The sequence below is a fragment of the Pseudomonas sp. CFBP13509 genome (assembly GCF_005233485.1).
In the GTDB taxonomy this organism is placed as follows: Bacteria; Pseudomonadota; Gammaproteobacteria; order Pseudomonadales; family Pseudomonadaceae; genus Aquipseudomonas; species Aquipseudomonas marginalis.
In genome coordinates this window covers 364,452-386,662 of record NZ_QGAA01000003.1, presented here as the reverse complement: position 1 = coordinate 386,662, position 22,211 = coordinate 364,452, and the positions used below count along the sequence as shown (strand labels likewise).

25 protein-coding genes are annotated in these 22,211 nt (G+C 61.2%); 11 read left to right on the top strand and 14 right to left on the bottom strand.

Translation table 11 applies throughout. The features are described from left to right. Positions 1-18 precede the first annotated feature (18 nt). Complete coding sequence (locus tag PspCFBP13509_RS07615) at positions 19-291, bottom strand: YheV family putative zinc ribbon protein (RefSeq protein ID WP_027608125.1); 273 nt, start codon at positions 289-291, stop codon at positions 19-21. Continuing rightward, complete coding sequence (gene prlC / locus PspCFBP13509_RS07610) at positions 288-2,387, bottom strand: oligopeptidase A (protein ID WP_178084540.1); 2,100 nt, start codon at positions 2,385-2,387, stop codon at positions 288-290. Before prlC ends, PspCFBP13509_RS07615 begins: the two co-directional genes overlap by 4 nt. Positions 2,388-2,441: 54 nt before the next feature. Here prlC and PspCFBP13509_RS07605 point away from each other — a divergent pair, with 54 nt between their 5' ends. Beyond that, positions 2,442-2,984 (top strand): gamma carbonic anhydrase family protein, encoded by a 543-nt coding sequence (locus PspCFBP13509_RS07605; RefSeq protein WP_137211765.1) that lies wholly within the window; start codon positions 2,442-2,444, stop codon positions 2,982-2,984. Beyond that, positions 2,981-3,640 carry an HAD family hydrolase gene (locus PspCFBP13509_RS07600; RefSeq protein ID WP_137211764.1) on the top strand — a complete coding sequence of 220 codons (660 nt, stop codon included), beginning with the start codon at positions 2,981-2,983 and terminating at the stop codon, positions 3,638-3,640. Before PspCFBP13509_RS07605 ends, PspCFBP13509_RS07600 begins: the two co-directional genes overlap by 4 nt. Positions 3,641-3,700: 60 nt before the next feature. On the opposite strand, the gene PspCFBP13509_RS07595 is transcribed toward PspCFBP13509_RS07600, so the two are convergent. Further along, positions 3,701-4,744 carry an aminopeptidase gene (locus PspCFBP13509_RS07595; protein WP_137211763.1) on the bottom strand — a complete coding sequence of 348 codons (1,044 nt, stop codon included), beginning with the start codon at positions 4,742-4,744 and terminating at the stop codon, positions 3,701-3,703. Positions 4,745-4,854: 110 nt separating this feature from the next. Between PspCFBP13509_RS07595 and PspCFBP13509_RS07590 the strand changes: the two genes are divergently transcribed. Beyond that, the gene (locus PspCFBP13509_RS07590) at positions 4,855-5,277 is read left to right on the top strand and encodes a PA0061/PA0062 family lipoprotein (RefSeq protein ID WP_065926833.1); all 423 of its coding nucleotides are present in this window, start codon (positions 4,855-4,857) and stop codon (positions 5,275-5,277) included. Here PspCFBP13509_RS07590 and PspCFBP13509_RS07585 read toward each other — a convergent pair whose 3' ends face one another. Both PspCFBP13509_RS07585 and PspCFBP13509_RS07580 read right to left on the bottom strand, forming a co-directional pair. Further along, positions 5,278-5,517, bottom strand: coding sequence for a DUF1161 domain-containing protein (locus PspCFBP13509_RS07585; RefSeq protein WP_017734725.1), 240 nt, complete (start codon positions 5,515-5,517; stop codon positions 5,278-5,280). 146 nt (positions 5,518-5,663) lie between these two features. Beyond that, positions 5,664-6,095 (bottom strand): OsmC family protein, encoded by a 432-nt coding sequence (locus PspCFBP13509_RS07580; RefSeq protein WP_065926832.1) that lies wholly within the window; start codon positions 6,093-6,095, stop codon positions 5,664-5,666. Positions 6,096-6,310: 215 nt separating this feature from the next. Here PspCFBP13509_RS07580 and PspCFBP13509_RS07575 point away from each other — a divergent pair, with 215 nt between their 5' ends. Further along, positions 6,311-7,312, top strand: a complete 1,002-nt coding sequence (locus tag PspCFBP13509_RS07575) for an LLM class flavin-dependent oxidoreductase (RefSeq protein WP_021491416.1) — start codon at positions 6,311-6,313, stop codon at positions 7,310-7,312. A gap of 60 nt (positions 7,313-7,372) precedes the next feature. On the opposite strand, the gene PspCFBP13509_RS07570 is transcribed toward PspCFBP13509_RS07575, so the two are convergent. Both PspCFBP13509_RS07570 and PspCFBP13509_RS07565 read right to left on the bottom strand, forming a co-directional pair. Then, the gene (locus PspCFBP13509_RS07570) at positions 7,373-7,597 is read right to left on the bottom strand and encodes a DUF1161 domain-containing protein (protein WP_005783407.1); all 225 of its coding nucleotides are present in this window, start codon (positions 7,595-7,597) and stop codon (positions 7,373-7,375) included. Between the two features lie 115 nt (positions 7,598-7,712). After that, positions 7,713-7,928, bottom strand: coding sequence for a dodecin (locus PspCFBP13509_RS07565; protein WP_027608132.1), 216 nt, complete (start codon positions 7,926-7,928; stop codon positions 7,713-7,715). 156 nt (positions 7,929-8,084) lie between these two features. Between PspCFBP13509_RS07565 and PspCFBP13509_RS07560 the strand changes: the two genes are divergently transcribed. Continuing rightward, entirely contained in the window at positions 8,085-8,411 is a 327-nt protein-coding gene (locus PspCFBP13509_RS07560) for a DUF883 family protein (protein ID WP_003170746.1), read from the top strand. Between the two features lie 8 nt (positions 8,412-8,419). On the opposite strand, the gene PspCFBP13509_RS07555 is transcribed toward PspCFBP13509_RS07560, so the two are convergent. After that, positions 8,420-9,316, bottom strand: coding sequence for a LysR family transcriptional regulator (locus tag PspCFBP13509_RS07555; protein ID WP_065926831.1), 897 nt, complete (start codon positions 9,314-9,316; stop codon positions 8,420-8,422). Positions 9,317-9,427: 111 nt separating this feature from the next. Here PspCFBP13509_RS07555 and trpB point away from each other — a divergent pair, with 111 nt between their 5' ends. The 4 genes from trpB (at position 9,428) to PspCFBP13509_RS07535 (ending at position 13,855) form a co-directional block, all read left to right on the top strand. Then, on the top strand, positions 9,428-10,654 hold the full coding sequence (gene trpB / locus PspCFBP13509_RS07550) for a tryptophan synthase subunit beta (protein ID WP_027608134.1): 1,227 nt from the start codon (positions 9,428-9,430) through the stop codon (positions 10,652-10,654). Next, positions 10,655-11,464: a tryptophan synthase subunit alpha gene (gene trpA, locus PspCFBP13509_RS07545; RefSeq protein ID WP_065926830.1), complete on the top strand. Its 810-nt coding sequence runs from the start codon at positions 10,655-10,657 to the stop codon at positions 11,462-11,464. 135 nt (positions 11,465-11,599) lie between these two features. After that, the gene (locus PspCFBP13509_RS07540) at positions 11,600-12,040 is read left to right on the top strand and encodes an anti-virulence regulator CigR family protein (RefSeq protein WP_137211762.1); all 441 of its coding nucleotides are present in this window, start codon (positions 11,600-11,602) and stop codon (positions 12,038-12,040) included. A gap of 162 nt (positions 12,041-12,202) precedes the next feature. Continuing rightward, positions 12,203-13,855, top strand: coding sequence for an FAD-dependent oxidoreductase (locus tag PspCFBP13509_RS07535; protein WP_137211761.1), 1,653 nt, complete (start codon positions 12,203-12,205; stop codon positions 13,853-13,855). A 36-nt stretch (positions 13,856-13,891) separates the two neighbouring features. Here PspCFBP13509_RS07535 and PspCFBP13509_RS07530 read toward each other — a convergent pair whose 3' ends face one another. The 6 genes from PspCFBP13509_RS07530 to PspCFBP13509_RS07505 form a co-directional block, all read right to left on the bottom strand. Next, positions 13,892-15,202, bottom strand: a complete 1,311-nt coding sequence (locus PspCFBP13509_RS07530; RefSeq protein ID WP_027608138.1) for an MFS transporter — start codon at positions 15,200-15,202, stop codon at positions 13,892-13,894. A 115-nt stretch (positions 15,203-15,317) separates the two neighbouring features. After that, entirely contained in the window at positions 15,318-16,466 is a 1,149-nt protein-coding gene (gene dgoD, locus PspCFBP13509_RS07525; RefSeq protein WP_003170741.1) for a galactonate dehydratase, read from the bottom strand. A gap of 47 nt (positions 16,467-16,513) precedes the next feature. After that, positions 16,514-17,134 carry a 2-dehydro-3-deoxy-6-phosphogalactonate aldolase gene (locus PspCFBP13509_RS07520; RefSeq protein WP_137211760.1) on the bottom strand — a complete coding sequence of 207 codons (621 nt, stop codon included), beginning with the start codon at positions 17,132-17,134 and terminating at the stop codon, positions 16,514-16,516. A gap of 1 nt (position 17,135) precedes the next feature. After that, positions 17,136-18,101, bottom strand: coding sequence for a 2-dehydro-3-deoxygalactonokinase (locus PspCFBP13509_RS07515; RefSeq protein WP_065946456.1), 966 nt, complete (start codon positions 18,099-18,101; stop codon positions 17,136-17,138). A gap of 177 nt (positions 18,102-18,278) precedes the next feature. After that, the gene (locus tag PspCFBP13509_RS07510; RefSeq protein WP_027608141.1) at positions 18,279-18,605 is read right to left on the bottom strand and encodes a DOPA 4,5-dioxygenase family protein; all 327 of its coding nucleotides are present in this window, start codon (positions 18,603-18,605) and stop codon (positions 18,279-18,281) included. A gap of 31 nt (positions 18,606-18,636) precedes the next feature. Next, on the bottom strand, positions 18,637-19,587 hold the full coding sequence (locus PspCFBP13509_RS07505; RefSeq protein WP_137211759.1) for a choline sulfate utilization transcriptional regulator: 951 nt from the start codon (positions 19,585-19,587) through the stop codon (positions 18,637-18,639). A gap of 103 nt (positions 19,588-19,690) precedes the next feature. On the opposite strand from PspCFBP13509_RS07505, the gene betC reads away from it, so the two are divergent. Next, the gene (gene betC, locus PspCFBP13509_RS07500; RefSeq protein ID WP_065946454.1) at positions 19,691-21,205 is read left to right on the top strand and encodes a choline-sulfatase; all 1,515 of its coding nucleotides are present in this window, start codon (positions 19,691-19,693) and stop codon (positions 21,203-21,205) included. Between the two features lie 16 nt (positions 21,206-21,221). After that, complete coding sequence (gene choX / locus PspCFBP13509_RS07495; protein WP_137211758.1) at positions 21,222-22,136, top strand: choline ABC transporter substrate-binding protein; 915 nt, start codon at positions 21,222-21,224, stop codon at positions 22,134-22,136. The last annotated feature ends 75 nt before the right edge of the window (positions 22,137-22,211 follow it).

Sequence of the window (22,211 nt, the reverse complement as noted above, 5' to 3'; positions counted from 1 at the left end):
TCCCAGGGGGTAGACGAGTCAGTCTTTCTTCAGCTTCGGGTTAGGAAAGAACTGCACCGCCTGCACCTTCGGGTCCGGCGCTTTCAACGCCGATGTATTGACCCGCGTGCCCAATTCCTTGGGCACCGACAGACCTTGATCATTCAGCGTATCGGTGTACCCGCAGGCCACGCACTCACGATGCGGCACGCTGTCCTCGGTCCACATCTTCAACTTGTCCGGTTCGCTGCACGCCGGGCAGACCGCCCCGGCGATAAATTGCTTTTTGGTAATCACAGGCCCTTCACTCATGCTGCTGCGTCCTCACTCAGGCCGCTGTGGCGCAAGAGTGCGTCAATCGACGGGGCACGTCCGCGGAAGTCGACGAACAGCACCATCGGCGCCTGGGAGCCGCCGCGCGCCAGGATCGCCTCACGGAATGCACGGCCGGTCTCGGCATTGAGCACGCCGTCTTCTTCGAATTTGGAGAAGGCATCCGCCGACAGCACTTCGGCCCATTTGTAGCTGTAGTAGCCCGCGGCATAACCGCCAGCGAAGATGTGCGCAAAGCTGTTGGGGAAACGGTTGTAGGCCGGAGGACGCATCACCGACACCTCATCGCGCACGCCTTCGAGCACCTGGGCCACGCTGCGGCCATCGCCATGGGTGGCATGCAATTCGAAATCGAACAGCGAGAACTCCAACTGGCGCACCATCATCAGGCCGGACTGGAAGTTCTTCGCCGCGAGCATTTTTTCCAGCAGGTCCTGGGGCAGTGGCTCACCGCTTTCATAATGACCGGAGATCAGCGCCAGGCCTTCCGGCTCCCAGCACCAGTTCTCCATGAACTGGCTTGGCAACTCCACCGCATCCCACGCCACGCCATTGATACCGGACACGCCGGCATGCTCGACGCGGGTCAGCAGGTGATGCAGGCCATGGCCGAATTCGTGGAACAGGGTGGTCACTTCATCGTGGGTCAGCAGGGCAGGCTTACCGCTGTCGGCCGGGGTGAAGTTGCACACCAGGTTCGCCACCGGGCTTTGCAGCACACCGTCGATGGTGCGACGACGGTCGCGCGCGCCGTCCATCCAGGCACCGCCACGCTTGTTGGCGCGCGCGTACAGGTCGAAGAAAAAACGCCCGACGTGCTGGCCGTTTTCCTTGATTTCAAACAGGCGAACATCCGGGTGCCAGGTGTCGAAGCCTTTTTGCTCGGCAATCTCGATGCCGTACAAACGCTGCACGATGGCGAACAGGCCGCCCAGCACCTTGTCGATCGGGAAGTAGGCGCGCAGGGCTTCCTGGGACACGCTGTAGCGTTGCTCACGCAGCTTTTCGCCGTAGAAACCGCTGTCCCAGCTTTGCAGGTCGGCGCAGCCTTGTTCGGCGGCGTAGGCCTTGAGCTGTTGCAGGTCCTGGGCAGCGAACGGCTTGCTGCGCTTGGCCAGGTCACGCAGGAAGCTCAACACCTGGTCGCTGGACTCGGCCATCTTGGTGGCCAGGCTCAGCTCGGAGAACGAGGCGTAACCCAGGAGCTTGGCCAGTTCCTGACGCAGATCGAGGATCTGTTCCATCACCGGGCCGTTATCGTTCTGACCGGCATTCGGACCTTGGTCTGACGCACGGGTGCAGTAGGCCGCGTAGATTTCTTCGCGCAGGGCGCGGTCCTGGGCGTAGGTCATGACCGCGTAGTAGCTCGGAAACTCCAGGGTGATCAGCCAACCGTCGAGGCCTTTGGTCTGCGCGGCAGCGGCCATCTGCGCCTTGGCCGAATCGGTCAGGCCGGCGAGGGTGGCTTCCTCGGTGACGTGCTTGGTCCACGCCTGGGTGGCGTCCAGCAGTTGGTTGGAGAATTTGCTGCCCAGCTCGGAAAGCTTGCTCTGCACTTCGGCATAACGTTTTTGCTGCTCAGGCGGCAAGTCGATACCCGAGAGGCGGAAGTCGCGCAGGGAGTGTTCAAGAATAGTTTTTTGCGCCACGTCGAAACCGGCGGCTTCCGGGCTGTTGGCCAGGGCTTCGAAGGCTTGGAACAGCGCGCGGTTCTGGCCCATCTCGGTGGAGTAGGCGCTCAATGCCGGCAGGCACGCCTCGTAGGCTTCGCGCAGCTCGGCGCTGTTGCACACGGCGTTGAGGTGGCTGACCGGGCTCCAGGCGGCGCCCAGGCGATCATTCAATTCGTCCATGGCCAGCACCAGGCCGGCCCATGTCGGATTTTTACCCTGGCTTTGCAGGATGCCTTCGATGGCAACACGGTTGTCGGCGAGGATCTGTTCGATGGCCGGTTGCACGTGCTCGGCACGGATCGCCGAGAACGGCGGCAGGTCGTAGGACTGCAGAAGAGGGTTGTTCGCGCTCACGGTTGGCACCTTGGCTGAAGAAACATGTAAGAACAAAGATGGGGCCATCTTAATTACAATCAACGCCCACCGCAGCTATCAGCACATAAGAGAGAGGCTATCGTGACCCTTCGCACCTATCAGAACCACACGCCAACCCTGGGCGCCGGGGCTTTTGTCGATATTTCGGCGGTGGTGATCGGCGATGTCGAAATCGGCACCGACAGCTCGGTCTGGCCGCTGACCGTGATTCGCGGCGACATGCACCGCATCCGTATCGGCGCGCGCACCAGCGTGCAGGACGGCTGCGTGCTGCACATTACCCATGCCGGACCGTTCAATCCTGGCGGTTTCCCGCTGCTGATCGGCGATGACGTGACCATCGCCCACAAGGTCATGCTGCATGGCTGCACGGTGGGCAACCGGATTTTGATCGGCATGGGCAGCATCGTGATGGACGGCGCCGTGGTGGAAGACGACGTCATCATCGGCGCCGGCAGCCTGGTGCCACCGGGCAAGAAACTCGACAGTGGTTTTTTGTATGTGGGCAGCCCGGTTAAACAAATCCGCCCGCTGACTGACAAGGAACGCGCCTTTTTCACCTACAGCGCCGCCAACTACGTGAAGGTCAAAGACCTGCACCTGGCTGAAGGATTCGACCAATGACCCTCCCTTACCAAACCGTCCTGTTCGACCTGGATGGCACCCTCACCGACCCACGCGAGGGCATCACCCGCTCGATCCAGTACGCCCTTGGCAAACTGGGCATCGACGAACCCGACCTGACCCAACTCGAACACTTCATCGGCCCGCCGTTGCTGCAAGCCTTCATGCAGTTCTACGACTTCGATGAGGCCAAGGCCTGGGAGGCGGTGAATTTCTACCGCGAGCGCTTCAAGGTCACCGGGCTGTATGAAAACCGCGTATTCGAGGGCGTGATGCCGCTGCTCGAAGACCTGGACAAACAGGGCCGCCAGTTGTACGTCGCCACATCCAAGCCCTGGGTGTTTGCCCGCGAGATCGCGCGGCATTTCGATTTTGCCAGGCACTTCAAGGTGATCTACGGCAGTGAACTGGACGGGACACGCACCAACAAGGTTGAGTTGATTGCGCATGTGCTCCGCGAAGAAGACCTGGATCCGGCCACTACCTTGATGATCGGTGATCGTAAGCACGACCTGATCGGGGCGCGCAGCAATGGCGTGGATTCGGCGGCCGTCGGTTATGGGTTTGGCAGTTTCGAAGAGTTGAACGCCGAAGCGCCGACCTGGCATTTCGAGACGTTGGCGCAGATGCATCAGGCGTTTTTGATGCGGCCCTGAGGCCGCCATCGGGGGCAAGCCTCCTCCCACATTGGGAGCGGCTTGCCCGCCGATGAGGCTCTACCGATCAGTACCTTCCAACCGCCTCAACGCAGCCTTGCGCTGCCCCACCGGCAACTCGCCCATCTTCTCCACTGCGGCGTAAAACTTGCGCCAATCCCCGCCTTCCTGCCTGAACAACGCCGCAAACGCCGGCACCCACCGGTCATACAGCCCGAACGGCAACAACCGCGCATTGTTCATCGGCAGGTTCATCCAGGCGTCATAACGCTTGTCCCCGCCCCATTGGCTATCGCGCATCTGCCGGTACTCACGGCGCAACGCCTCGAATTCGGCCGCCTTGGCCTGGCGCATCGCCTCGACGGACAGCGGTTGCACGTAGAGTTTTTCCAGGCGCTTACGGGTATCGAGGATCAGCTGGGTAAATTGGTCCCGCTGCTGCCGCGTCGAGCTGCCAAGCGGCGCCAGGCCCTGGGCCGCGCGCCACTGGCGGGTGCCTTCCTGCTCGACGAAGCTGGCAAACGACTCGTTGAATTCGGTGTCATCCTGCACGTAGAACCGCTGGTGCGCCAGCTCATGGAAGATCAGCGTGGCCAGGCGTTCGTCGCCCCAGTTCATCATCGAATTCATGATCGGGTCGTTGAACCAACCCAGGGTGGAATAGGCTTCGACGCCACCTATCGATACGTCCATGCCTTGCTGGCGCAACAACGCCGCCTCACCCCGTGCCGCGCCCTGGCTGTAATAGCCGCGATAGGCCACGCAACCGGCAATGGGGAAGCAATGGGTTTGAGGCGCCAGGGAAAATTCCTGCGTGGCGAAGACATTCCAGACCACATAAGGTCGGCCGATATCGGCATACAGCCGGTAACTTTGGTTGTCAGGCAGATTCAGGTGTTCGCTGGCGAAGGTTCGAGCTTTCTGTGCTTGAGCCAGATGATCACGCAGCCCCTGCGGCCGCGACGGATCGGCGATGACCTCGGCAACCGGCTCCCGGGCTCGCAACAGCTGCCACTGACCACCTGCCAATTGGCTGTAGTAACTGACGCTGGAGCAGCCACTGAGCAGCACGACTATCAACCCTGGAAGAAAACGCCTGACCATGCCCCGACCGCTCCTGGGTGATGTGTTCGCCAGACTATCGCGCCTGAAGGGGATTTTTCCACGGCGTGGCGTGTTTATACTCAAAGCTCTCCTTGCGTTGAGTACCTGCCATGCGCCAGCTCCTGCTTCCCGTCGTCGCCCTGTTGCTCAGCGCCTGCGCTTCGACCCCCCTGCCGCCGGTCGATCCGCATCAGGCCTGGGTCGATTTCGCTACGCCAACGCCGGGAGCCAAGCTGGTGATGGCGCAGCGTCTGGATGGTAAGAACCTGCCGGACGGACGCTACTTCCAGGTTTCACCGGGCAGTCACGAGTTGATGGTGCGCTTTGATTTCGAGGTGCCGACCGGCGGCAGCCTCAATGGCTTTGGGCAAACGGCCGACCGCACCTGTTTCATCACTCTGCAGTACGACCATTTCGAGGCTGGCCAACGCTATCGCCTGGAAGGGCGCTCATTGGCCTTCACGCCGAATATCCGGCTGTATAACGCCGCTCGCCAATTGCTGGCGGAAGAACGCAGCGTCAACTGTCTCTGATCAATCGTTGTTCTTCTGATAGATGATGGCTTTGGTACCGTTCTCACAGCTGCCGACGACCATGGCGACGTCGTGCTTGTCAGCCTCTTCCTTGCTGACAATTTCCAAGGTGTAGGACGGAACTGCGTTCGCCTGGATCTTGACCTCAATCTCTTTCCTGAGCTCTTCGCAGTCTTTTGGTGCGGCCACAGCCGATGTGGCCAACACACCGCAAATGATCGCCAAAGCAAAACGTTTCATGTGTGAAGCTCCCTGAATGCATGCGCACGGGTGTGCGCCTAAGGCTGCATAGGCTATAGGACCACATTCGGGAAACACGAGTTCTGATTTAACGCAGAACAAAATGTGGGAGGGGGCTGGCCCCCTCCCACACTGGACCTGCAGTGTCAGTTGACCAGCGTGGCATCCAGGCTGATCTTCGCATTCAGCACCTTGGACACCGGGCACCCTTCCTTGGCCTTCTTGCTCAATTCATCGAACTGCGCCTGGCTGGCACCTGGAATCTTGGCCTTGAGCACCAAGTGCACGGCGGTGATCGCGAAGCCGCCATCGACCTGGTCCAAGGTCACTTCGGCCTGGGTGTCGATGCTGTCAGCCTTGAGCCCGGCGTCGCCGAGAATCATGGAAAAAGCCATGGAGAAACAGCCGGCGTGGGCCGCGCCAATCAGTTCTTCAGGATTGGTACCCTTGCCGCCTTCGAAACGGGCCTTAAAGCCGTAGGGCGCTTCGCGCAGCACGCCGGTTTCGGTGGAAATGGAGCCCAGGCCAGTCTTCAGATCACCTTCCCAATGCGCGGATGCCTTTTTAACGATACTCATAGCTTTCTCCTCGAACGGTGGTTTTGCGTCGGTAAGGTTCTGAGGATAGACGCGCCGGCAAAGTTCAGTTGTAAGAGAAACCTAGCAATTAAGTAGGAAATTTCATTGCTGCTATTGAATCTCGGGTATATGCCCTCATTGCATAGGGCATGCACATGAAGCGGCAGGTTTTGGTTCGTCTAAGAAGCCTGCGCCCCCATTGGAGAAGCAGGCTTATGAAATCGCTGTCCGACGTAAAGTTCTCGACCCTCGACCTGGTGCCGGTGCGCGCCAACGGCAGCCCGGCGCAGTCGTTGCGCAATTCCCTGGATTTGGCCCAGCATGTGGAAAAGTTCGGCTACAACCGTTTCTGGGTGGCGGAACACCACAATATGGATGGCATCGCCAGCTCGGCCACCTCGGTATTGCTGGGTTACCTGGCCGGCGGTACCTCGACGATTCGCGTCGGCTCCGGCGGCGTGATGCTGCCCAACCATGCACCGCTGGTGATCGCCGAGCAGTTCGGCACCCTGGAAAGCCTCTACCCCGGACGTATCGACCTGGGCCTGGGTCGCGCACCCGGCTCCGACCAGATGACCGCTCGCGCCCTGCGCCGTGAACGCTCCGGCAGCGCGGATGACTTCCCGGAAGACGTGGCCGAGCTGATGGCCTACCTCGGCCCACGCACACCGGACCAACGGGTGATTGCGGTGCCCGGCACCGGCACCAACGTACCGGTATGGCTGCTGGGTTCCAGCCTGTTCAGCGCGCAACTGGCGGGCGAACGCGGTTTGCCCTACGCCTTCGCCTCCCATTTCGCACCGCGTTTGATGCACGAGGCGATTCGCGTGTACCGCAACCACTTCAAGCCCTCGGCCGTGCTGGACAAGCCTTACGTGATGCTCGGCATTCCATTGGTTGCCGCCGACACCGATGAGCAGGCCGACTACCTGGCCACCTCGGTGTACCAGCGCATCCTTGCCTTGATGCGCGGGCAAAGCCTGGTGCAGCGCCCACCGGTGAAAACCATGGACGGCCTGTGGCTGCCCCATGAAAAAGACGCCGTCGGCAGTTTCCTCGGACTGGCAATGGTGGGCAGCCCGGCGAAGATCCGTGCCAAGCTGGAAGTACTGATCGAACAGACCGGCGCCGACGAATTGATCTTCACCTGCGACCTGTACGAGCACGCCGATCGGATTCATTCCTACGAGCTGCTGGCGCAGTTGATGAAGGGCTAAACCCCCAGGCGAAAAAAAACCGACGCACCTGTGCGTCGGTTTCAAGCCTGCCACACGGGATTAACCGCGCTTGTAGACGATTTCCTTGGTACCACCCTCACAGGTGCCAACCACTTTAGCGTCGGTCGAGGCGCCTTTATCCACGACTTCCAGCGAATAACCCGAAGCGCCCTTGGCGTCGATTTTCGCTGCAATTTCACTTTTCAGCTCTTCACAAGGCTTGCCCGCCGCCAGGGCTGTGCCCGCAATGCTCAACAAACCTACCGCTAACAGGAACTTCTTCATCCGTCACTTTCCTTGCGCTGATTGAAACGAGCGTGCCGACGCTGCAGGCATCGGCACCCATTGTTTGTAGCGCAGGTTATGGCAATCGGCCAGCCGGCAAGTTCAACCGACGCGATCAACTACTGGCAATTCGAAACCCCACCTTGAGCGTGACCTGATAGTGGGCGACCTTGCCGTCCTTGATATGACCACGGGTCTCCGTCACCTCAAACCACTCCAAGTGCTTGATGCTCTTGTTGGCTTCGGCCAGGGCATTGTTGATTGCGTCTTCGATGCTGGTGGTGGATGAACCTACCAATTCGACTTTCTTGTAGGTGTGATGATCAGACATGGTGTTTCTCCTGAGGGTCGTCAATAAAGCCTAGCAGTCATTGTTCATACTGCTTCTGGCGACCGTTCCTACCCGAAAGTTCAGATTTACTGCACTTTCTGAAAACGCTGGAGTCGGTATCTACACACGCCACTCAATCACTTCAGGAGAATTCACATGGCCAACACTTCTTTACGCAAAGCGTCGCTGGAAAGCATGGAAGCCGAGATTTCGAGCCTGCTCAAGTCCCTTGAGAGCCTCAAGGACGATGCGTCGGATGAGTCGCGCAAAACCCTGAAGGCCCTGAAAAGCAATGCCGAGAATGCCCTCAAGCATTCCCGTCACCTGATCAGCGATGCCTACGAAGAAAGCAAAGTCAAAATCCGCGAAACCGGTGTTGCCACCCGGGACTACGCACAAGAGCACCCATGGACCACCGCCGGCGTCGCCGTTGGCGCACTGGGCCTGCTGGCGGCTTACCTGCTGTGCAAACGCGGTGACTGATTGACCGGCTACACCGGCTGGCGCGCCAGCTCAGCCTTGAGCCAGTGCGCCAATTGACCCGCGCGCCCGTCTGCGGCGCGCTTGGGTAGCCACAACGCCAGGTGCGCCGGGGTTTCACTGAAACCCCACGGCGCCACCAGGCGACCCGCACGCAGGTCCTCTGCTACCAGCGGTTCTGGCGCAATCGCCACACCCAACCCTGCAACCGCCGCCTCCAGCAAATAATACAAATGCTCAAAACCCTGGCCGTGTTTCAACGCGCCGGGCTCGATGCCGTGCTGTTGCGCCCAACTGGGCCAGGCTTGCGGACGGGACGTGGTGTGCAATAAAGCTTCGCCACACAAGGCGTGCGGCGGCGCCTGGCGCAGGCGCTGGTAGCCGGCAAAACGCGGGCTCATCACCGGGCCGATACGCTCGCTCGCCAGTTCATATACCTGCATATCCGCCGGCCACGGCGGTTCGGCGAAGACCAGCAGGGCATCGAGACCGGGGCGTCGGGGGTCAAGGTCGCCGTCGCCCGCCGACAGGTGCAGGCGCAGGTCCGGCAGATCGGCATTCAAGCGTCCCAGGCGCGGGATCAACCAACGCGCCAGCAGACTGCCTGAGCAGCCGAGCACGAAAGGCGCGTCGGCGCTGGCCTGGGTGAGTTCGGCGCACACGTCCCGCAAGCGCTCGAACGCCTCCGCGCTGGCATCTCGTAACCGCACACCTGCATCTGTGAGTTTAAGGCCGCGCCCGTCCTTGATGAACAGGCTTACACCTAAATGCTCCTCCAGCACTTTCAACTGGCGGCTGACCGCACCGTGGGTCACGTGCAATTGCTCGGCAGCCTGGCTGACGCTGTTGAGGCGGGCAGTGGCTTCAAATGCGCGCAGGGCATTGAGGGGCGGGAGGTCGCGGCTCATCTGTGAGTTTTCCTGACAGGTTGCAGCGATCTTATCGGTTTTCAGCGCCGGATGTGAGGGGTAGAGTGGCCGTCATTGCTTCCCATACAGAATTTCTACCTGGAGCGTCCCATGACTCAGTCCCAGACCGATCTGCGCAACGGCCCTGATGCCAACGGCCTGTTTGGCGCGTTTGGCGGCCGCTACGTCGCCGAAACCCTGATGCCGTTGATCCTCGACCTGGCCCGCGAATACGAAGCGGCCAAGATCGATCCGGCGTTCAACGAAGAGTTGGCCTACTTCCAGCGCGACTACGTCGGCCGCCCCAGCCCGCTGTATTTCGCCGAGCGCCTGACCGAGTTCTGCGGCGGCGCCAAGATCTACCTCAAGCGCGAAGAGCTGAACCACACCGGCGCGCACAAGATCAACAACTGCATCGGCCAGATCCTGCTGGCGCGGCGCATGGGCAAGAAACGCATCATCGCCGAGACCGGCGCCGGTATGCACGGTGTGGCGACCGCCACCGTGGCCGCGCGTTTCGGCCTGCAATGCGTGATCTACATGGGCACCACCGACATCGAGCGCCAACAGGCCAACGTGTTCCGCATGAAGCTTTTGGGCGCTGAAGTGATCCCGGTGGTCGCCGGCACCGGCACCCTCAAGGACGCCATGAACGAAGCCCTGCGCGACTGGGTGACCAACGTCGACGACACCTTCTACCTGATCGGCACCGTGGCCGGCCCGCACCCGTACCCGGCGATGGTGCGCGACTTCCAGGCCGTGATCGGCAAGGAAACCCGCACCCAGCTGCAAGCCCAGGAAGGCCGCCTGCCGGACAGCCTGGTGGCATGCATCGGCGGTGGCTCCAACGCCATGGGCCTGTTCCACCCATTCCTGGACGACACCAGCGTCGAGATCATCGGCGTTGAAGCCGCCGGCCACGGCATCGAGACCGGCAAGCACGCCGCCAGCCTCAACGGTGGCGTACCGGGCGTGCTGCACGGCAACCGTACCTTCCTGCTGCAGGACGACGACGGCCAGATCATCGACGCCCACTCGATTTCCGCCGGCCTCGACTACCCCGGCATCGGCCCGGAACACGCCTGGTTGCACGATATCGGCCGCGTCCAGTACACCTCGGTGACCGACGATGAAGCCTTGGACGCGTTCCACAAATGCTGCCGCCTGGAAGGGATCATTCCTGCCCTGGAAAGCGCCCATGCCCTGGCCGAAGTGTTCAAGCGCGCACCGACCCTGCCGAAGGATCACCTGATGGTGGTCAACCTGTCCGGCCGTGGCGATAAAGACATGCAGACCGTGATGCACCACATGGAACAGTCTCAGCAGGAGAAACACTAAATGAGCCGCCTGCAAACCCGCTTTGCGCAACTCAAGGAACAAAACCGCGCCGCCCTGGTGACCTTCGTCACGGCCGGTGACCCGGGTTATGACACCTCGCTGGCGATCCTCAAGGGCTTGCCCGCTGCGGGCGCCGATGTGATCGAGTTGGGCATGCCCTTCACCGACCCGATGGCCGACGGCCCGGCCATCCAACTGGCCAACATCCGCGCACTGGAAGCCAAGCAGAACCTGCTGAAAACCCTGCAGATGGTGCGAGAGTTCCGCAAGGACAACAACGACACCCCGCTGGTGTTGATGGGCTACTTCAACCCGATCCACAAATACGGCGTGCCTAAGTTCATCGCTGACGCCAAAGAGGCCGGCGTCGACGGCCTGATCGTGGTCGACATGCCGCCCGAGCATAACGGCGAGCTGTGCGACCCGGCCCAGGCCGCAGGTATCGACTTTATTCGCCTGACCACGCCGACCACCGATGACGTGCGCCTGCCGACCGTGCTCAACGGCAGTTCCGGGTTCGTGTACTACGTATCCGTGGCCGGTGTGACAGGCGCCGGCGCCGCGACCCTGGAACACGTCGAGGAAGCCGTGACCCGCCTGCGTCGGCATACCGACCTGCCGATCAGCATCGGTTTTGGTATCCGCACACCGGAACAGGCGGCCGCCATCGCGCGCCTGGCCGATGGCGTGGTGGTGGGCTCGGCCCTGATCGATCACATCGCCAATGCCAGTAACGATCAACAAGCAATCGATGGCGTATTGAGCCTGTGCGCGGCGCTGTCGGAAGGTGTGCGCAACGCCCGTAAGTAAGCGCCATGTAGCGAGAGGTAAAGTTCCTGATACAGAGGAATCAACGCGCGCAATCACGGCCTAAACAGCAAGACCAAGGGATTTCGAACCGCGTTCGAGATCCCTTTTTTGTATGTGTGCCCTGAGGAATACCCGATGAAAATGCCCAAATCCGTGATTGCAGGTCTTGGTGTGCTGGTGCTTGGCGCCAGCGCCCTGGTGCAAGCCGCGCCGCCTGACCAGCGGGGTGACGACCGTGGCGGCCCGCAGGGCCAGCACGAGCAACGTGGCGACGACCATCGCGGCACGCAGGACAACCGTCGCGGAGGCCCGCCCCAGGACTTCGGCCCGGTACGCCAGATCATTCACGATAACCACGGCCAGTTCTCCCGTGGCGCACCGCCGCCGCCGAATGTGCGCCTGGTGCGCGGCCAACCCCTGCCGCGCGGCTACTACGGCGAGCGCCTGGACAACCGTGCGCTGGCGCGCCTGCCGGTGTATCCGGGTTATGAGTGGCGCCGTTCGGGGCCGGATGTGGTGTTGATCGCGGTGGGTACCGGTATCGTCTATGAAATTCTGGACGGCGTGCTGAACTGATCCGGGCTTTTTCCATATAGGCTAGGCTTGAGGGGGAACACACCCCCTCAACACACTTCGTGCCTATTGCCGTCTAACCACCTCTGCAAGTCACGCCTTCTTGCGTTGCCGGTCGTTAAGTTAGCTGCATCAGAAGTCATTATCGTCTCCCAGGAGTCCATCATGGCATTTGATCTCATCACCCCCTCGGACCGTCGTCATTCCACGTTGCAAAAGGGTTTCAACCTGCGCTGGCCATTGGGCAACGTCCAGGGCGAGTCTTCACCCAACGGCGCCAGCCAGATCTACCTCTGCCACACCCCACAAGACATCATCGACGCAGCCGCCCAGGCCCTGGCTGTGCCCAATGGCCGTATCACGGTGCGCAGCGGCGGGCATTGCTATGAAGGATTTGTCTCTAACAAGATGCCGGATGTGCCAGGCGAGGTGTTGTCGATCCTGGACATCGGCCAGATCAACCAATTGGCCTACGACCCCAACGGCCTGATCAGCTCAGTGCTGGTACCCGCTTCGCCCCATCGCTATGCATTCCGCCTGGAGCCCGGCTGCCAGAACTGGGACACCAGCGTCGCGCTGTACAAATTGGCAGGCAAGGCGCTGCCCAGTGGATCCTGCTATTCGGTGGGACTGGGCGGGCATATCTGCGGCGGCGGCTATGGGTTGTTGTCGCGTAAATACGGGCTGGTCTGCGACTGGCTGGACGGCGTCGACTTGCTGGTCGCCAATGGACCCGGCTCGGGTCTTGAACCTGTCCATGTCTCCCGTAACAGCCTCGACACTGATGAGCTGGACCTGTTCGCCGCCTGTTGCGGCGCCGGTGGTGGGCAGTTCGGCATCATCACCAGTTACTATTTCAAGACGCTGCCGCCAGCCCCGGACGAAGTGCTTTGGCTGCCATTGGAATGGGACTGGTCAGACCTCACACGCGCCGCCCTCGAACGTTTGCTGCATGCCTATCAAAACTGGTTCGTGGACCATCAGGCCGACCCGGCAAGCTGGGGCCTGGCCACCAAACTGGAAATGCGTCATCTGAACACTGGCAACGTGACCCTGGGCATCCACTACGTCGACAAGGACGGGAAGCTCGATGACCTGGCGCCTTTCGACGACTTTGTCAGCAGCATGCAGGCCGCGGTGGGTGTCGGTGCGACGGAGTCGCTCCTGCCGTTCCACGTCGTGCATCAGCCACGTGGCGGGCAAAAGGGCCGCTGGGTCGACTCCCTGCAGAGTGCCCATGAGGCCGCCAGGCGTTTGGACTGGTTGTACGCCACCCAATCGCTCAACGGTTCCGGTGACAATCAGCGCGGGCGGTATAAATCGGCGTATCAGAAAGGCGGGTTTACACAGCGCGTGCTGGACGCGATCTGGACGACGCTGACCTTGCCGGACCCCGAGCAATACCTGACCCAGAGCCTGATCCAGATCCAGTCGTTCGGCGGGCGCATCAACCAGATGGACGGCCCGATCCTGGCGCAGACGTCAGCCGCGCAACGCTCCTCGTACCTCAAATGGCAACCGCAGTGTTACTGGCACGCCGACGATGACGCCATCGACCGCGCCCATGCCGACTGGATCCGCAGCCTCTATTACGCTGCATTCACCAACGGTGTTCCCAATGACCCTGAGTTCGAGGGCTGCTACATCAACTACCCCGACCTGGACATGACCCACCTCGGTGGCAATCCCGCGAACCCCAGGAACCCTCTGTGGTATGGAATTTTCTTCCCCAACACGATCATCGAGAACCGCCTGCGCCGAACCAAGCAACGCTGGGATCCTTCGAATGTGTTCCGTAACGAAATGTCGGTGCCCTGAGCCCGGCCAACGGGCGGCCCGCAGGCCGCCCACTGCTTACAGCTCGATCCGCTCGACCTTGCCCACCAGCAGCACATAGGAGAGTGCGCCCAACAGCGCCAGCACGGCGATGTAGGTGATCGCCGGCGCAAACGAATCGCCACTGGCCAGGAAACCGATGACGATCGGCGTGGCAATCGCCGCCAGGTTGCCGATGAAGTTGAACACCCCGCCGGTCAGTCCCAGCAGACGTGCCGGGGCAAGCGTCGAGACCAGCGACCAGGTGATCGAGGCCAGGCCATTACCGAAGAACGCCAGGGCCAGGAAGGCGATGACCAACGGTGTCGATTCGACGAAGTTGGCGCCAATGATCGCCGTAGAGATCAACAGGCCGCTGATGATCGGCAACTTGCGGGCAAACCCCACCGAGGCGCCACGGCGGATCAGCCAGTCGGAAAACAACCCCGAACACAGCACGCCGACGAAAGCCGCGAGGAAGGGCAGTGACGCGAGCATGCCGGACTTGATGAAGTCCATGCCGCGGTATTTCACCAGGTAGGTCGGGAACCAGGTCAGGAAGAACCACAACGTGGAGTTCAGGCAGAACTGCCCCAGGTAGATACCCCACAACTTGCGCTTGCTCAGGACGATGCCCAGGTCGACCCAGCTGAAGGGCGCCTTGCTCTTGCTCGCTTGTGCGCTCAAGTCCACCAGCCCGCCACCTTCGCGGATCAATTCGATTTCAGCGGCGTTGACGCCTTTGAAATCACGGGGCTCGCGATACAGGGCATACCAGATTGCCGCCCACAGAATGCCCACGCCACCGGTCACGACAAATACCATGTGCCAGCCGTAATGGTGCTGCAACCAGGCCAGGACCGGCGTCAGGAACGCCAGCCCGACAAACTGCCCGGAGGTGTAGAAGCCAATGGCCGTGGCGCGCTCACGCTCGGGGAACCAGCTGGTGACCACGCGACTGTTGATGGGGTAAGCCGGTGCTTCCAGGGCACCCACCGCCATGCGCAGCACAAACAGCGCAATGAAGCTGGCGGCAAAACCGAGCATCACGGTGGCGATAGACCACAGCAACAGGGCGGCGGTGTAGAGGATACGCGGCGGCACCCGGTCCACCAGCCAGCCGCCGGGGATCTGCATGGCGGCGTACGTCCAGCCGAACGCGGAGAAAATCAGCCCGACATGTACCGGGTCGATACCCAGTTCGCTGGTCAGCGCCGGGGCGGCAATCGACAGGTTGCTGCGGTCGAGGTAGTTGATCACGACGGTGATAAACAGCAGCACCATGATGAAGTAGCGCTTTCGGGTAGGCGTGACTAAAGAAGCCTGCCCGCTCAAGGATTCAGGTTGCATGGTAGGTGCCTCTTCTTATATTTGTTGAGGAAGGGACTTCTGCAGAAACCGGATCAACATGTGGGAGGGGGCAAGCCCTCTCCCACATGTTTGACCGCGTTCTTTCAGGCAGACATCACCACTCGGCAAAGCTGCCGTCGGCGTGGCGCCAGATCGGGTTGCGCCAGCGATGGCCGATGGCTGCGCGTTCGATCACGTATTCCTCGTTGATCTCGATCCCCAGGCCCGGCCCGTTGGGGATTTTCACAAAGCCCTGGTCATAGTCGAACACGCCCGGGTCGCGCACGTAGTCGAGCAGGTCGTTGCTCTCGTTGTAGTGAATGCCCAGGCTTTGCTCCTGGATAAACGCGTTGTAGCAAACCGCATCCAGTTGCAGGCACGCCGCCAAGGCAATCGGGCCCAGCGGGCAGTGCAGGGCCAGGGCCACGTCGTAGGCTTCGGCCATGTTGGCGATCTTGCGGGTTTCGGTGATACCGCCCGCGTGGGAAGCGTCCGGCTGGATGATGTCGACGTAGCCTTCGCTGAGCACGCGCTTGAAGTCCCAGCGCGAGAACAGACGCTCACCCAGGGCAATCGGGGTGCTGGTCAGCGGCGCCAGTTCCTTGAGGGCTTCGTAGTTTTCGCTGAGCACCGGCTCTTCGATAAACATCAGTTTGTACGGGTCCAGTTCTTTCATCAGCACCTTGGCCATGGGCTTGTGCACACGGCCATGGAAGTCGACGCCGATGCCGACGTTAGGGCCGACCGCATCGCGCACGGCCGCGACGTTGGCCAGGGCCAGGTCGACTTTTTCGAAGCTGTCGACAAACTGCAACTCTTCGGTGCCGTTCATTTTCACCGCAGTAAAGCCACGGGCCACGGCCTCTTTGGCGGCGCGGGCGGTGTCGGCCGGGCGGTCGCCACCGATCCACGAGTACACGCGAATCTTGTCGCGTACCTGGCCACCCAACAGGTCGCTGACCGATACGCCCAGGGCCTTGCCCTTGATGTCCCAAAGCGCCTGGTCGATGCCGGCGAGGGCGCTCATGTGCACGGCGCCGCCACGGTAGAAGCCGCCGCGGTAGAGCACGGTCCAGATATCTTCGATATTGCGTGGGTCCTTGCCGATCAGGTAATCGGACAGTTCCTCGACCGCCGCAGCCACGGTGTGAGCGCGGCCTTCGACTACGGGCTCACCCCAGCCGGTCACGCCCTGGTCGGTCTCGACCTTGAGGAAGCACCAGCGCGGCGGGACGATAAAGGTCGTCAGTTTGGTGATTTTCATCTGTTATCTCTCTTATAGATGCAGCGCCAGGGGCGCGGAACTTGATCTCAGCTCAGGGCTTTCCAGGCGGCGACATAAGCCTGGGCGCGGCTCGCTACCTGATCCACTGTCATACCCGGTTTGAACAACCCGGAACCCAGCCCGAACCCCTTGGCGCCGGCGTCGATAAACACCTGCATGTTGTCCGGGGTAATGCCGCCCACCGGCAGCAGCAACGTGCCTGCCGGCAATACCGCCAGCCACGCCTTGATCACAGAAGGGCCCATTTGCTCGGCCGGGAACAGCTTCAACACGTCGGCGCCTTCATCCAGCGCGGCGAACGCTTCGGTGGGCGTGGCCACACCCGGCGACAGGTACAGGCCAGCGGCTTTGGCGGCGCGCAGGACCTTGGCATCGCTGTGGGGCATGACGATCACTTGGCCACCAGCGGCTTTCACCTGCTCGACCTGCGCAGGCGTCAACACCGTACCGGCGCCGATCAGGCAATCGGCGGGCAGGCTGTCGCGCAGGATGCGGATGCTGGTGTAAGGCTCCGGCGAGTTGAGCGGGACTTCGATCACGCGAAAACCGGCGTCGTACAGCACCTGGCCGACCGCCTGGGCTTCGTCCGGGCGCACACCGCGCAGGATCGCGATCAAACCGTTTTGTGCCAGTGCTTGCTTGAGCATGTCAGGCCTCCGTTGCAGGTTGAGTGAGCCCGGCGGCCACTGCCAGTTGCCACAGGCCGCGCTCGGTCGCTTCCTGCGCCAGGCTGACGTGGGCGAAACCGCAGAGGGCGAGGGCGCGTTGGTAGCGCACGCAAAGCGGGCCAGCGCCCACCAGGATGATGGGGATGTGCCGTGCACTGGCTGGCAAGCCGGCCAGTTCATGGCCGATCAGCAGGCCGGACAGGTAATCGGGCTGCTGCTCAGGGGTGAGTTCGGCGGTCAGGCCCAGGGTGCGCGCACTGAACAAGGTCGACAGCACGCCGCGCTGGCCATCGTTCGACAGCGCCACTTGAACGCCGCGGTCAAAAGCCTCGGCCTGGAACTGCGCGGATACCTTTTGCGTACGCCCCAGCAGGCTGTGCTTGCTCAGCACCGCGAACAGTTCACCGGTCATGAAGGTATCGAAGTGGGTGATGCAACCTTCCACCACCTCGACCCATTTGGAATGGCTGCCGGGCAGGCCGATCAACATTTCACCGTTGGCCGACAGGCTTTGCAGCACACCCAGCACCTGGGTTTCTTCACCGCGCATCACATTGGGCAAACCGACCTGCTCGATCACGCCGGGCACGATATGCACATCGACGCCGCGCAGGCTGCGCACCGTGTGCAACGCCTGGCCCAGGCTGGCGACGTCGACCGGCGTATTGCGATATGCCGCCTCGCTCCAGCCCTGGGCGCTGCCGACCATGCCGCAGGCGATCACTGGAAGATGGGGTTGGGCGTCGAGCCAGTCGCCGCATGCCGCATCGAACGCCAACTCGAAGCCATCGCTGCAGTGCACACCGCCGATGTCCCGGGGCTCACTGGGCAAATGCATGATGCCCGACGCCAGCGAGCGCTGTTCCAGCACGACGCCTGCGGGCCCGAGTTTATAAGCACGAAGGGAGCTGGTCCCCCAATCGAGCGCGATCAATTGCGCCTGCATCGCTTCACCTGAAATGAGTGGGTGCTGAAAAAAGCAGATGGGCGAATATAAACCTATGGCCGGCAATATCTCAATATATAAATAACAGTCCCATATATTGAGACAAGACAAGATAAATCCTACAACTTCCTCGCCTTTTACTGCGGGAAGGGGCGGTTTTTATCTGATAAGGGGAGGTTAAAAAACCGACAGGTCCAGCTCGCGCATCGCACCCATCCAGATCGCGTGATCGGTGTGATCCTTCAGCTCATCGCCGGTTTCGGGGTGCAGGAACACCACCAGCCCATTGCGATGCAGCGCCAGCCACGGCAGCACCACGCCAATGTATTCGGCATCGAACGCCAGCTGGCAGCTCCAGTCCGGGTGCGGGCCTACGGGCCGTTCATGCACACGGCCCATGCGCAGCGGGAACAGTTTCGCGCCGTCTTCACATAGGGTGCGCGCCTGGTCGATGGTGCTGGCGTCAAAGTAGATATGGGCATGGTAGCCCTTGATACGTTGCATGACGGACTCCGGATCCAATGTGCGGCAAATCCTAGACCGCAATCGATGGCAGGGCCAGTCCGGTCAGGGACTGCGCGCTGCTGGCCTGTTCTGCCTGCAACCAGTCGACGAAACGTTCGACCAACTGCCCACGCCGCTTGCGCTGGGGCTGCACCACGTAATAGCCAAAGCGCGAAATCACCGTGTTGCCGATCGGTCGGCACAACCAGTTCTGTTCCAGCAGGTTATCCACCAAATGGCGCCAGCCGATCGCCACCCCTTGGCCGGCAATCGCTGCCTGGATCAATAAGGTGTAGTTGTCGAATCGCAGCTGGCCGGGCGTGGGTGCGGCGGTGATACCCAGCTCGCGGAATACACCACTCCAGTCGAACCACTGGCTGTTGTTTTCCTGGCGCAGGTGCAGCAACGGGTAGTCGGGCAAGGTGTGCACAGTCAAAGGCCTGGCCTGCTCCTTGAGCCATTGCGGGCTGCACACCGGGAACACTTCCTCGTTGAACAGCCAAAGGCTGTCGCCCTGCTTGAAGCGGCCATCGCCAAACAGCACTGCCACATCGATGTCACTGCGCAGTGTCGCGTGGTTGCGCTCGCTGGTCACCAGGCTCACGTCCACCTGCGGGTTGGCGGCGTGGAAGCGATGCAGGCGCGGCATCAGCCAATAGGCGGCGAACGCAAAGTCTGTGGCCACTTGCAGCACTTCGTGCTGGTCCTGCTGGGTAATCACACTGAGGCCCTGGTTGATGTTCTGCAAACCGCCTTGCACATGCTCGAACAGCAGGGCGCCGGCGTCGGTCAGTTCGATGCCCCGATAGATGCGGTCAAACAGGCGGATCGTCAGTTGTTCTTCAAGGCGCTTGATCTGCTGGCTGATCGCCGGCTGAGTGGTACCCAGCTCCATCGCAGCGGCGGTAAAGCTGCGATGGCGCGCGGCCGCCTCGAATGCGCGTAGCAGGTCGAGGGACAGGTCTCCAAGGGCTTCATACATAAGCTGCGCTTATCCTAGACATTGCTCGTCATGGGCTTTACCCCATTTTACATGGGCTGCATGCTCATTCGCATAAACACTGCCTATGGAATGCCGAAGACCCATGAAGCGCAAGAACATTCTTTTCATCATGGCCGATCAAATGGCCGCGCCGATGCTGCCGTTCTACGGACATTCCCCCATCAAGCTGCCGAATTTGAGCCGCCTCGCCGCACAGGGCGTGGTGTTCGACGCGGCCTATTGCAACAGCCCACTGTGTGCCCCCTCACGCTTCACCCTGGTCAGCGGCCAATTGCCGAGCAAGATCGGCGCCTACGACAACGCGGCGGATTTTCCCGCCGATGTGCCGACCTATGCCCACTACCTGCGGCGCCTCGGTTATCGCACCGCGCTGTCGGGCAAGATGCACTTCTGCGGCCCCGACCAACTGCATGGCTATGAAGAACGCCTGACCAGCGACATCTACCCCGCCGACTATGGCTGGGCAGTGAATTGGGATGAGCCGGACGTACGCCCCACCTGGTACCACAACATGTCCTCGGTGCTGCAAGCCGGCCCGTGCGTGCGTACCAACCAGCTGGATTTCGACGAAGAGGTGGTGTTCAAGGCCCAGCAGTACCTGTTCGACCACATCCGCGAAGACGGTGACCAACCGTTCTGCTTGACCGTGTCGATGACCCATCCCCACGACCCGTACACCATTCCCAAGCCGTTCTGGGACCTGTACGACGACAACGACATCCCTTTGCCTGCAACGCCGAACCAGGAAGATCTCGACCCGCATTCCCAGCGTCTGCTCAAGGTCTATGACCTGTGGGACAAGCCGCTGCCTGTGGATAAAATTCGCGACGCCCGCCGCGCCTACTTCGGCGCGTGCAGCTACATCGACAGCAATGTCGGCAAGCTGCTGCAGACCCTGGAAGACACCGGCCTGGCCGACGACACCATCATCATTTTCTCCGGCGACCACGGCGACATGCTCGGTGAACGCGGCCTCTGGTACAAAATGCACTGGTTTGAAATGGCCGCCCGCGTGCCGCTGCTGGTCAGTGCGCCGGGGCAATTTGCGCCGGGCCGCGTAACCCAGGCAGTGTCCACCGCCGACCTGCTGCCGACCCTGGTGGAACTGGCCGGCGGCGAGCTGGACCCGCGCCTGCCCCTGGACGGCCGCTCGCTGGTCCCGCACTTGCAGGGGCAGGGCGGGCATGACGAAGTCTTTGGCGAATACATGGCCGAAGGCACCATCAGCCCATTGATGATGATTCGCCGTGGCGCCTACAAATTCATCTACAGCGAAGACGACCCTTGTCTACTGTTCGATGTGCACAACGACCCGCACGAGCGGGAAGACCTCAGCCAGTCACCGGAACACCGGCCACTGTTCGAGGCGTTTTTGAATGAGGCGCGGGCCAAGTGGGACATCCCGGCGATCCACCAGCAGGTGCTCGCCAGCCAACGCCGTCGTCGCCTGGTATTCGAGGCGCTGACCCAAGGCAAGCTGAAGAGCTGGGATCACCAGCCACTGGTGGACGCCAGTCAGCAATACATGCGCAACCATATCGACCTCGACGACCTGGAGCGCAAGGCACGTTATCCACAACCCTGCCAAAACCAATAAATACAGAGGGAAGGCCATGCAAAAGTTAACTGCAGTAGTGGGCATGTTGGTGCTAAGTAGTGCCAATGCGTATGCGGACACCCGCTGTGAGACCGTGAAGATGGCCGATCCAGGCTGGAGCGACATTGCCGCCACCAACGCCATTACCGGTTTCCTGCTGAACGGCATGGGCTACAAGGCCAAGGTCGACACCCTGGCGGTGCCGATCACCTTCGGCGGGCTCAAGGACGGCCAGGTGGATGTGTTCCTGGGTAACTGGATGCCGGCGCAGCAGGGCTTCTACGACAAGTTCGTGGCCAACGGCGATGTGGTGCAGTTGGCGAAGAACCTCGACGGCACCGAGTTCACTCTCGCCGTGCCGGATTATGTGTGGGATGCCGGGGTGCATGACTTTGCCGACTTGAACAAATTCGCCGACAAGTTCGACAAGAAGATCTACGGCATCGGCTCGGGCGCGCCGGCAAATATCTCGCTGCAGGAGATCATCAAGAAGAATGACTTCGACCTTGGCCAGTGGAAGCTGATCGAGTCCAGCGAGCAGGCAATGCTGGCGGAAGTGTCACGGGCGGTGAAGAAGCAGAAATTCGTCACCTTCCTCGGCTGGACACCGCACCCGATGAACGTGCAACTGAAAATGCACTATCTCAAAGGCGGCGAGAAATACTTCGGTGACACCGGCAGTGTGTATACCTTGACCCGCAAAGGGTATGCGCAGGCCTGCCCTAACGTTGGCAAACTGTTGACCAACCTGAGTTTCACCCAGGAGATGGAGAACAGCATCATGGCTGAGGTGGCCAACAACAAGGTCAGCAATGCCGACGCGGCGAAGGCGTGGATCAAGGCGAACCCGGCTGTATTGGAAAAATGGCTCGACGGTGTGAAAACCGTGGATGGCAAGGACGCGTTGCCGGCAGTAAAGGCCAAACTCTAGGGCCTTGCGCTATTCCAATGTGGGAGGGGGCTTGCTCCCGATAGCGGAGTGCCAGTCAGAGAGATTTAGACGGGT

Excerpts from the sequence above, each read along its gene's own strand:
- PspCFBP13509_RS07615 (WP_027608125.1), bottom strand. The coding sequence starts at position 291 with ATGAGTGAAGGGCCTGTGATTACCAAAAAGCAATTTATCGCCGGGGCG.
- prlC (WP_178084540.1), bottom strand. The coding sequence starts at position 2,387 with ATGGCCCCATCTTTGTTCTTACATGTTTCTTCAGCCAAGGTGCCAACC.
- PspCFBP13509_RS07600 (WP_137211764.1), top strand. The coding sequence starts at position 2,981 with ATGACCCTCCCTTACCAAACCGTCCTGTTCGACCTGGATGGCACCCTC.
- PspCFBP13509_RS07595 (WP_137211763.1), bottom strand. The coding sequence starts at position 4,744 with ATGGTCAGGCGTTTTCTTCCAGGGTTGATAGTCGTGCTGCTCAGTGGC.
- PspCFBP13509_RS07590 (WP_065926833.1), top strand. The coding sequence starts at position 4,855 with ATGCGCCAGCTCCTGCTTCCCGTCGTCGCCCTGTTGCTCAGCGCCTGC.
- PspCFBP13509_RS07585 (WP_017734725.1), bottom strand. The coding sequence starts at position 5,517 with ATGAAACGTTTTGCTTTGGCGATCATTTGCGGTGTGTTGGCCACATCG.
- PspCFBP13509_RS07580 (WP_065926832.1), bottom strand. The coding sequence starts at position 6,095 with ATGAGTATCGTTAAAAAGGCATCCGCGCATTGGGAAGGTGATCTGAAG.
- PspCFBP13509_RS07575 (WP_021491416.1), top strand. The coding sequence starts at position 6,311 with ATGAAATCGCTGTCCGACGTAAAGTTCTCGACCCTCGACCTGGTGCCG.
- PspCFBP13509_RS07570 (WP_005783407.1), bottom strand. The coding sequence starts at position 7,597 with ATGAAGAAGTTCCTGTTAGCGGTAGGTTTGTTGAGCATTGCGGGCACA.
- PspCFBP13509_RS07565 (WP_027608132.1), bottom strand. The coding sequence starts at position 7,928 with ATGTCTGATCATCACACCTACAAGAAAGTCGAATTGGTAGGTTCATCC.
- PspCFBP13509_RS07560 (WP_003170746.1), top strand. The coding sequence starts at position 8,085 with ATGGCCAACACTTCTTTACGCAAAGCGTCGCTGGAAAGCATGGAAGCC.
- PspCFBP13509_RS07555 (WP_065926831.1), bottom strand. The coding sequence starts at position 9,316 with ATGAGCCGCGACCTCCCGCCCCTCAATGCCCTGCGCGCATTTGAAGCC.
- trpB (WP_027608134.1), top strand. The coding sequence starts at position 9,428 with ATGACTCAGTCCCAGACCGATCTGCGCAACGGCCCTGATGCCAACGGC.
- trpA (WP_065926830.1), top strand. The coding sequence starts at position 10,655 with ATGAGCCGCCTGCAAACCCGCTTTGCGCAACTCAAGGAACAAAACCGC.
- PspCFBP13509_RS07540 (WP_137211762.1), top strand. The coding sequence starts at position 11,600 with ATGAAAATGCCCAAATCCGTGATTGCAGGTCTTGGTGTGCTGGTGCTT.
- PspCFBP13509_RS07535 (WP_137211761.1), top strand. The coding sequence starts at position 12,203 with ATGGCATTTGATCTCATCACCCCCTCGGACCGTCGTCATTCCACGTTG.
- PspCFBP13509_RS07530 (WP_027608138.1), bottom strand. The coding sequence starts at position 15,202 with ATGCAACCTGAATCCTTGAGCGGGCAGGCTTCTTTAGTCACGCCTACC.
- dgoD (WP_003170741.1), bottom strand. The coding sequence starts at position 16,466 with ATGAAAATCACCAAACTGACGACCTTTATCGTCCCGCCGCGCTGGTGC.
- PspCFBP13509_RS07520 (WP_137211760.1), bottom strand. The coding sequence starts at position 17,134 with ATGCTCAAGCAAGCACTGGCACAAAACGGTTTGATCGCGATCCTGCGC.
- PspCFBP13509_RS07515 (WP_065946456.1), bottom strand. The coding sequence starts at position 18,101 with ATGCAGGCGCAATTGATCGCGCTCGATTGGGGGACCAGCTCCCTTCGT.
- PspCFBP13509_RS07510 (WP_027608141.1), bottom strand. The coding sequence starts at position 18,605 with ATGCAACGTATCAAGGGCTACCATGCCCATATCTACTTTGACGCCAGC.
- PspCFBP13509_RS07505 (WP_137211759.1), bottom strand. The coding sequence starts at position 19,587 with ATGTATGAAGCCCTTGGAGACCTGTCCCTCGACCTGCTACGCGCATTC.
- betC (WP_065946454.1), top strand. The coding sequence starts at position 19,691 with ATGAAGCGCAAGAACATTCTTTTCATCATGGCCGATCAAATGGCCGCG.
- choX (WP_137211758.1), top strand. The coding sequence starts at position 21,222 with ATGCAAAAGTTAACTGCAGTAGTGGGCATGTTGGTGCTAAGTAGTGCC.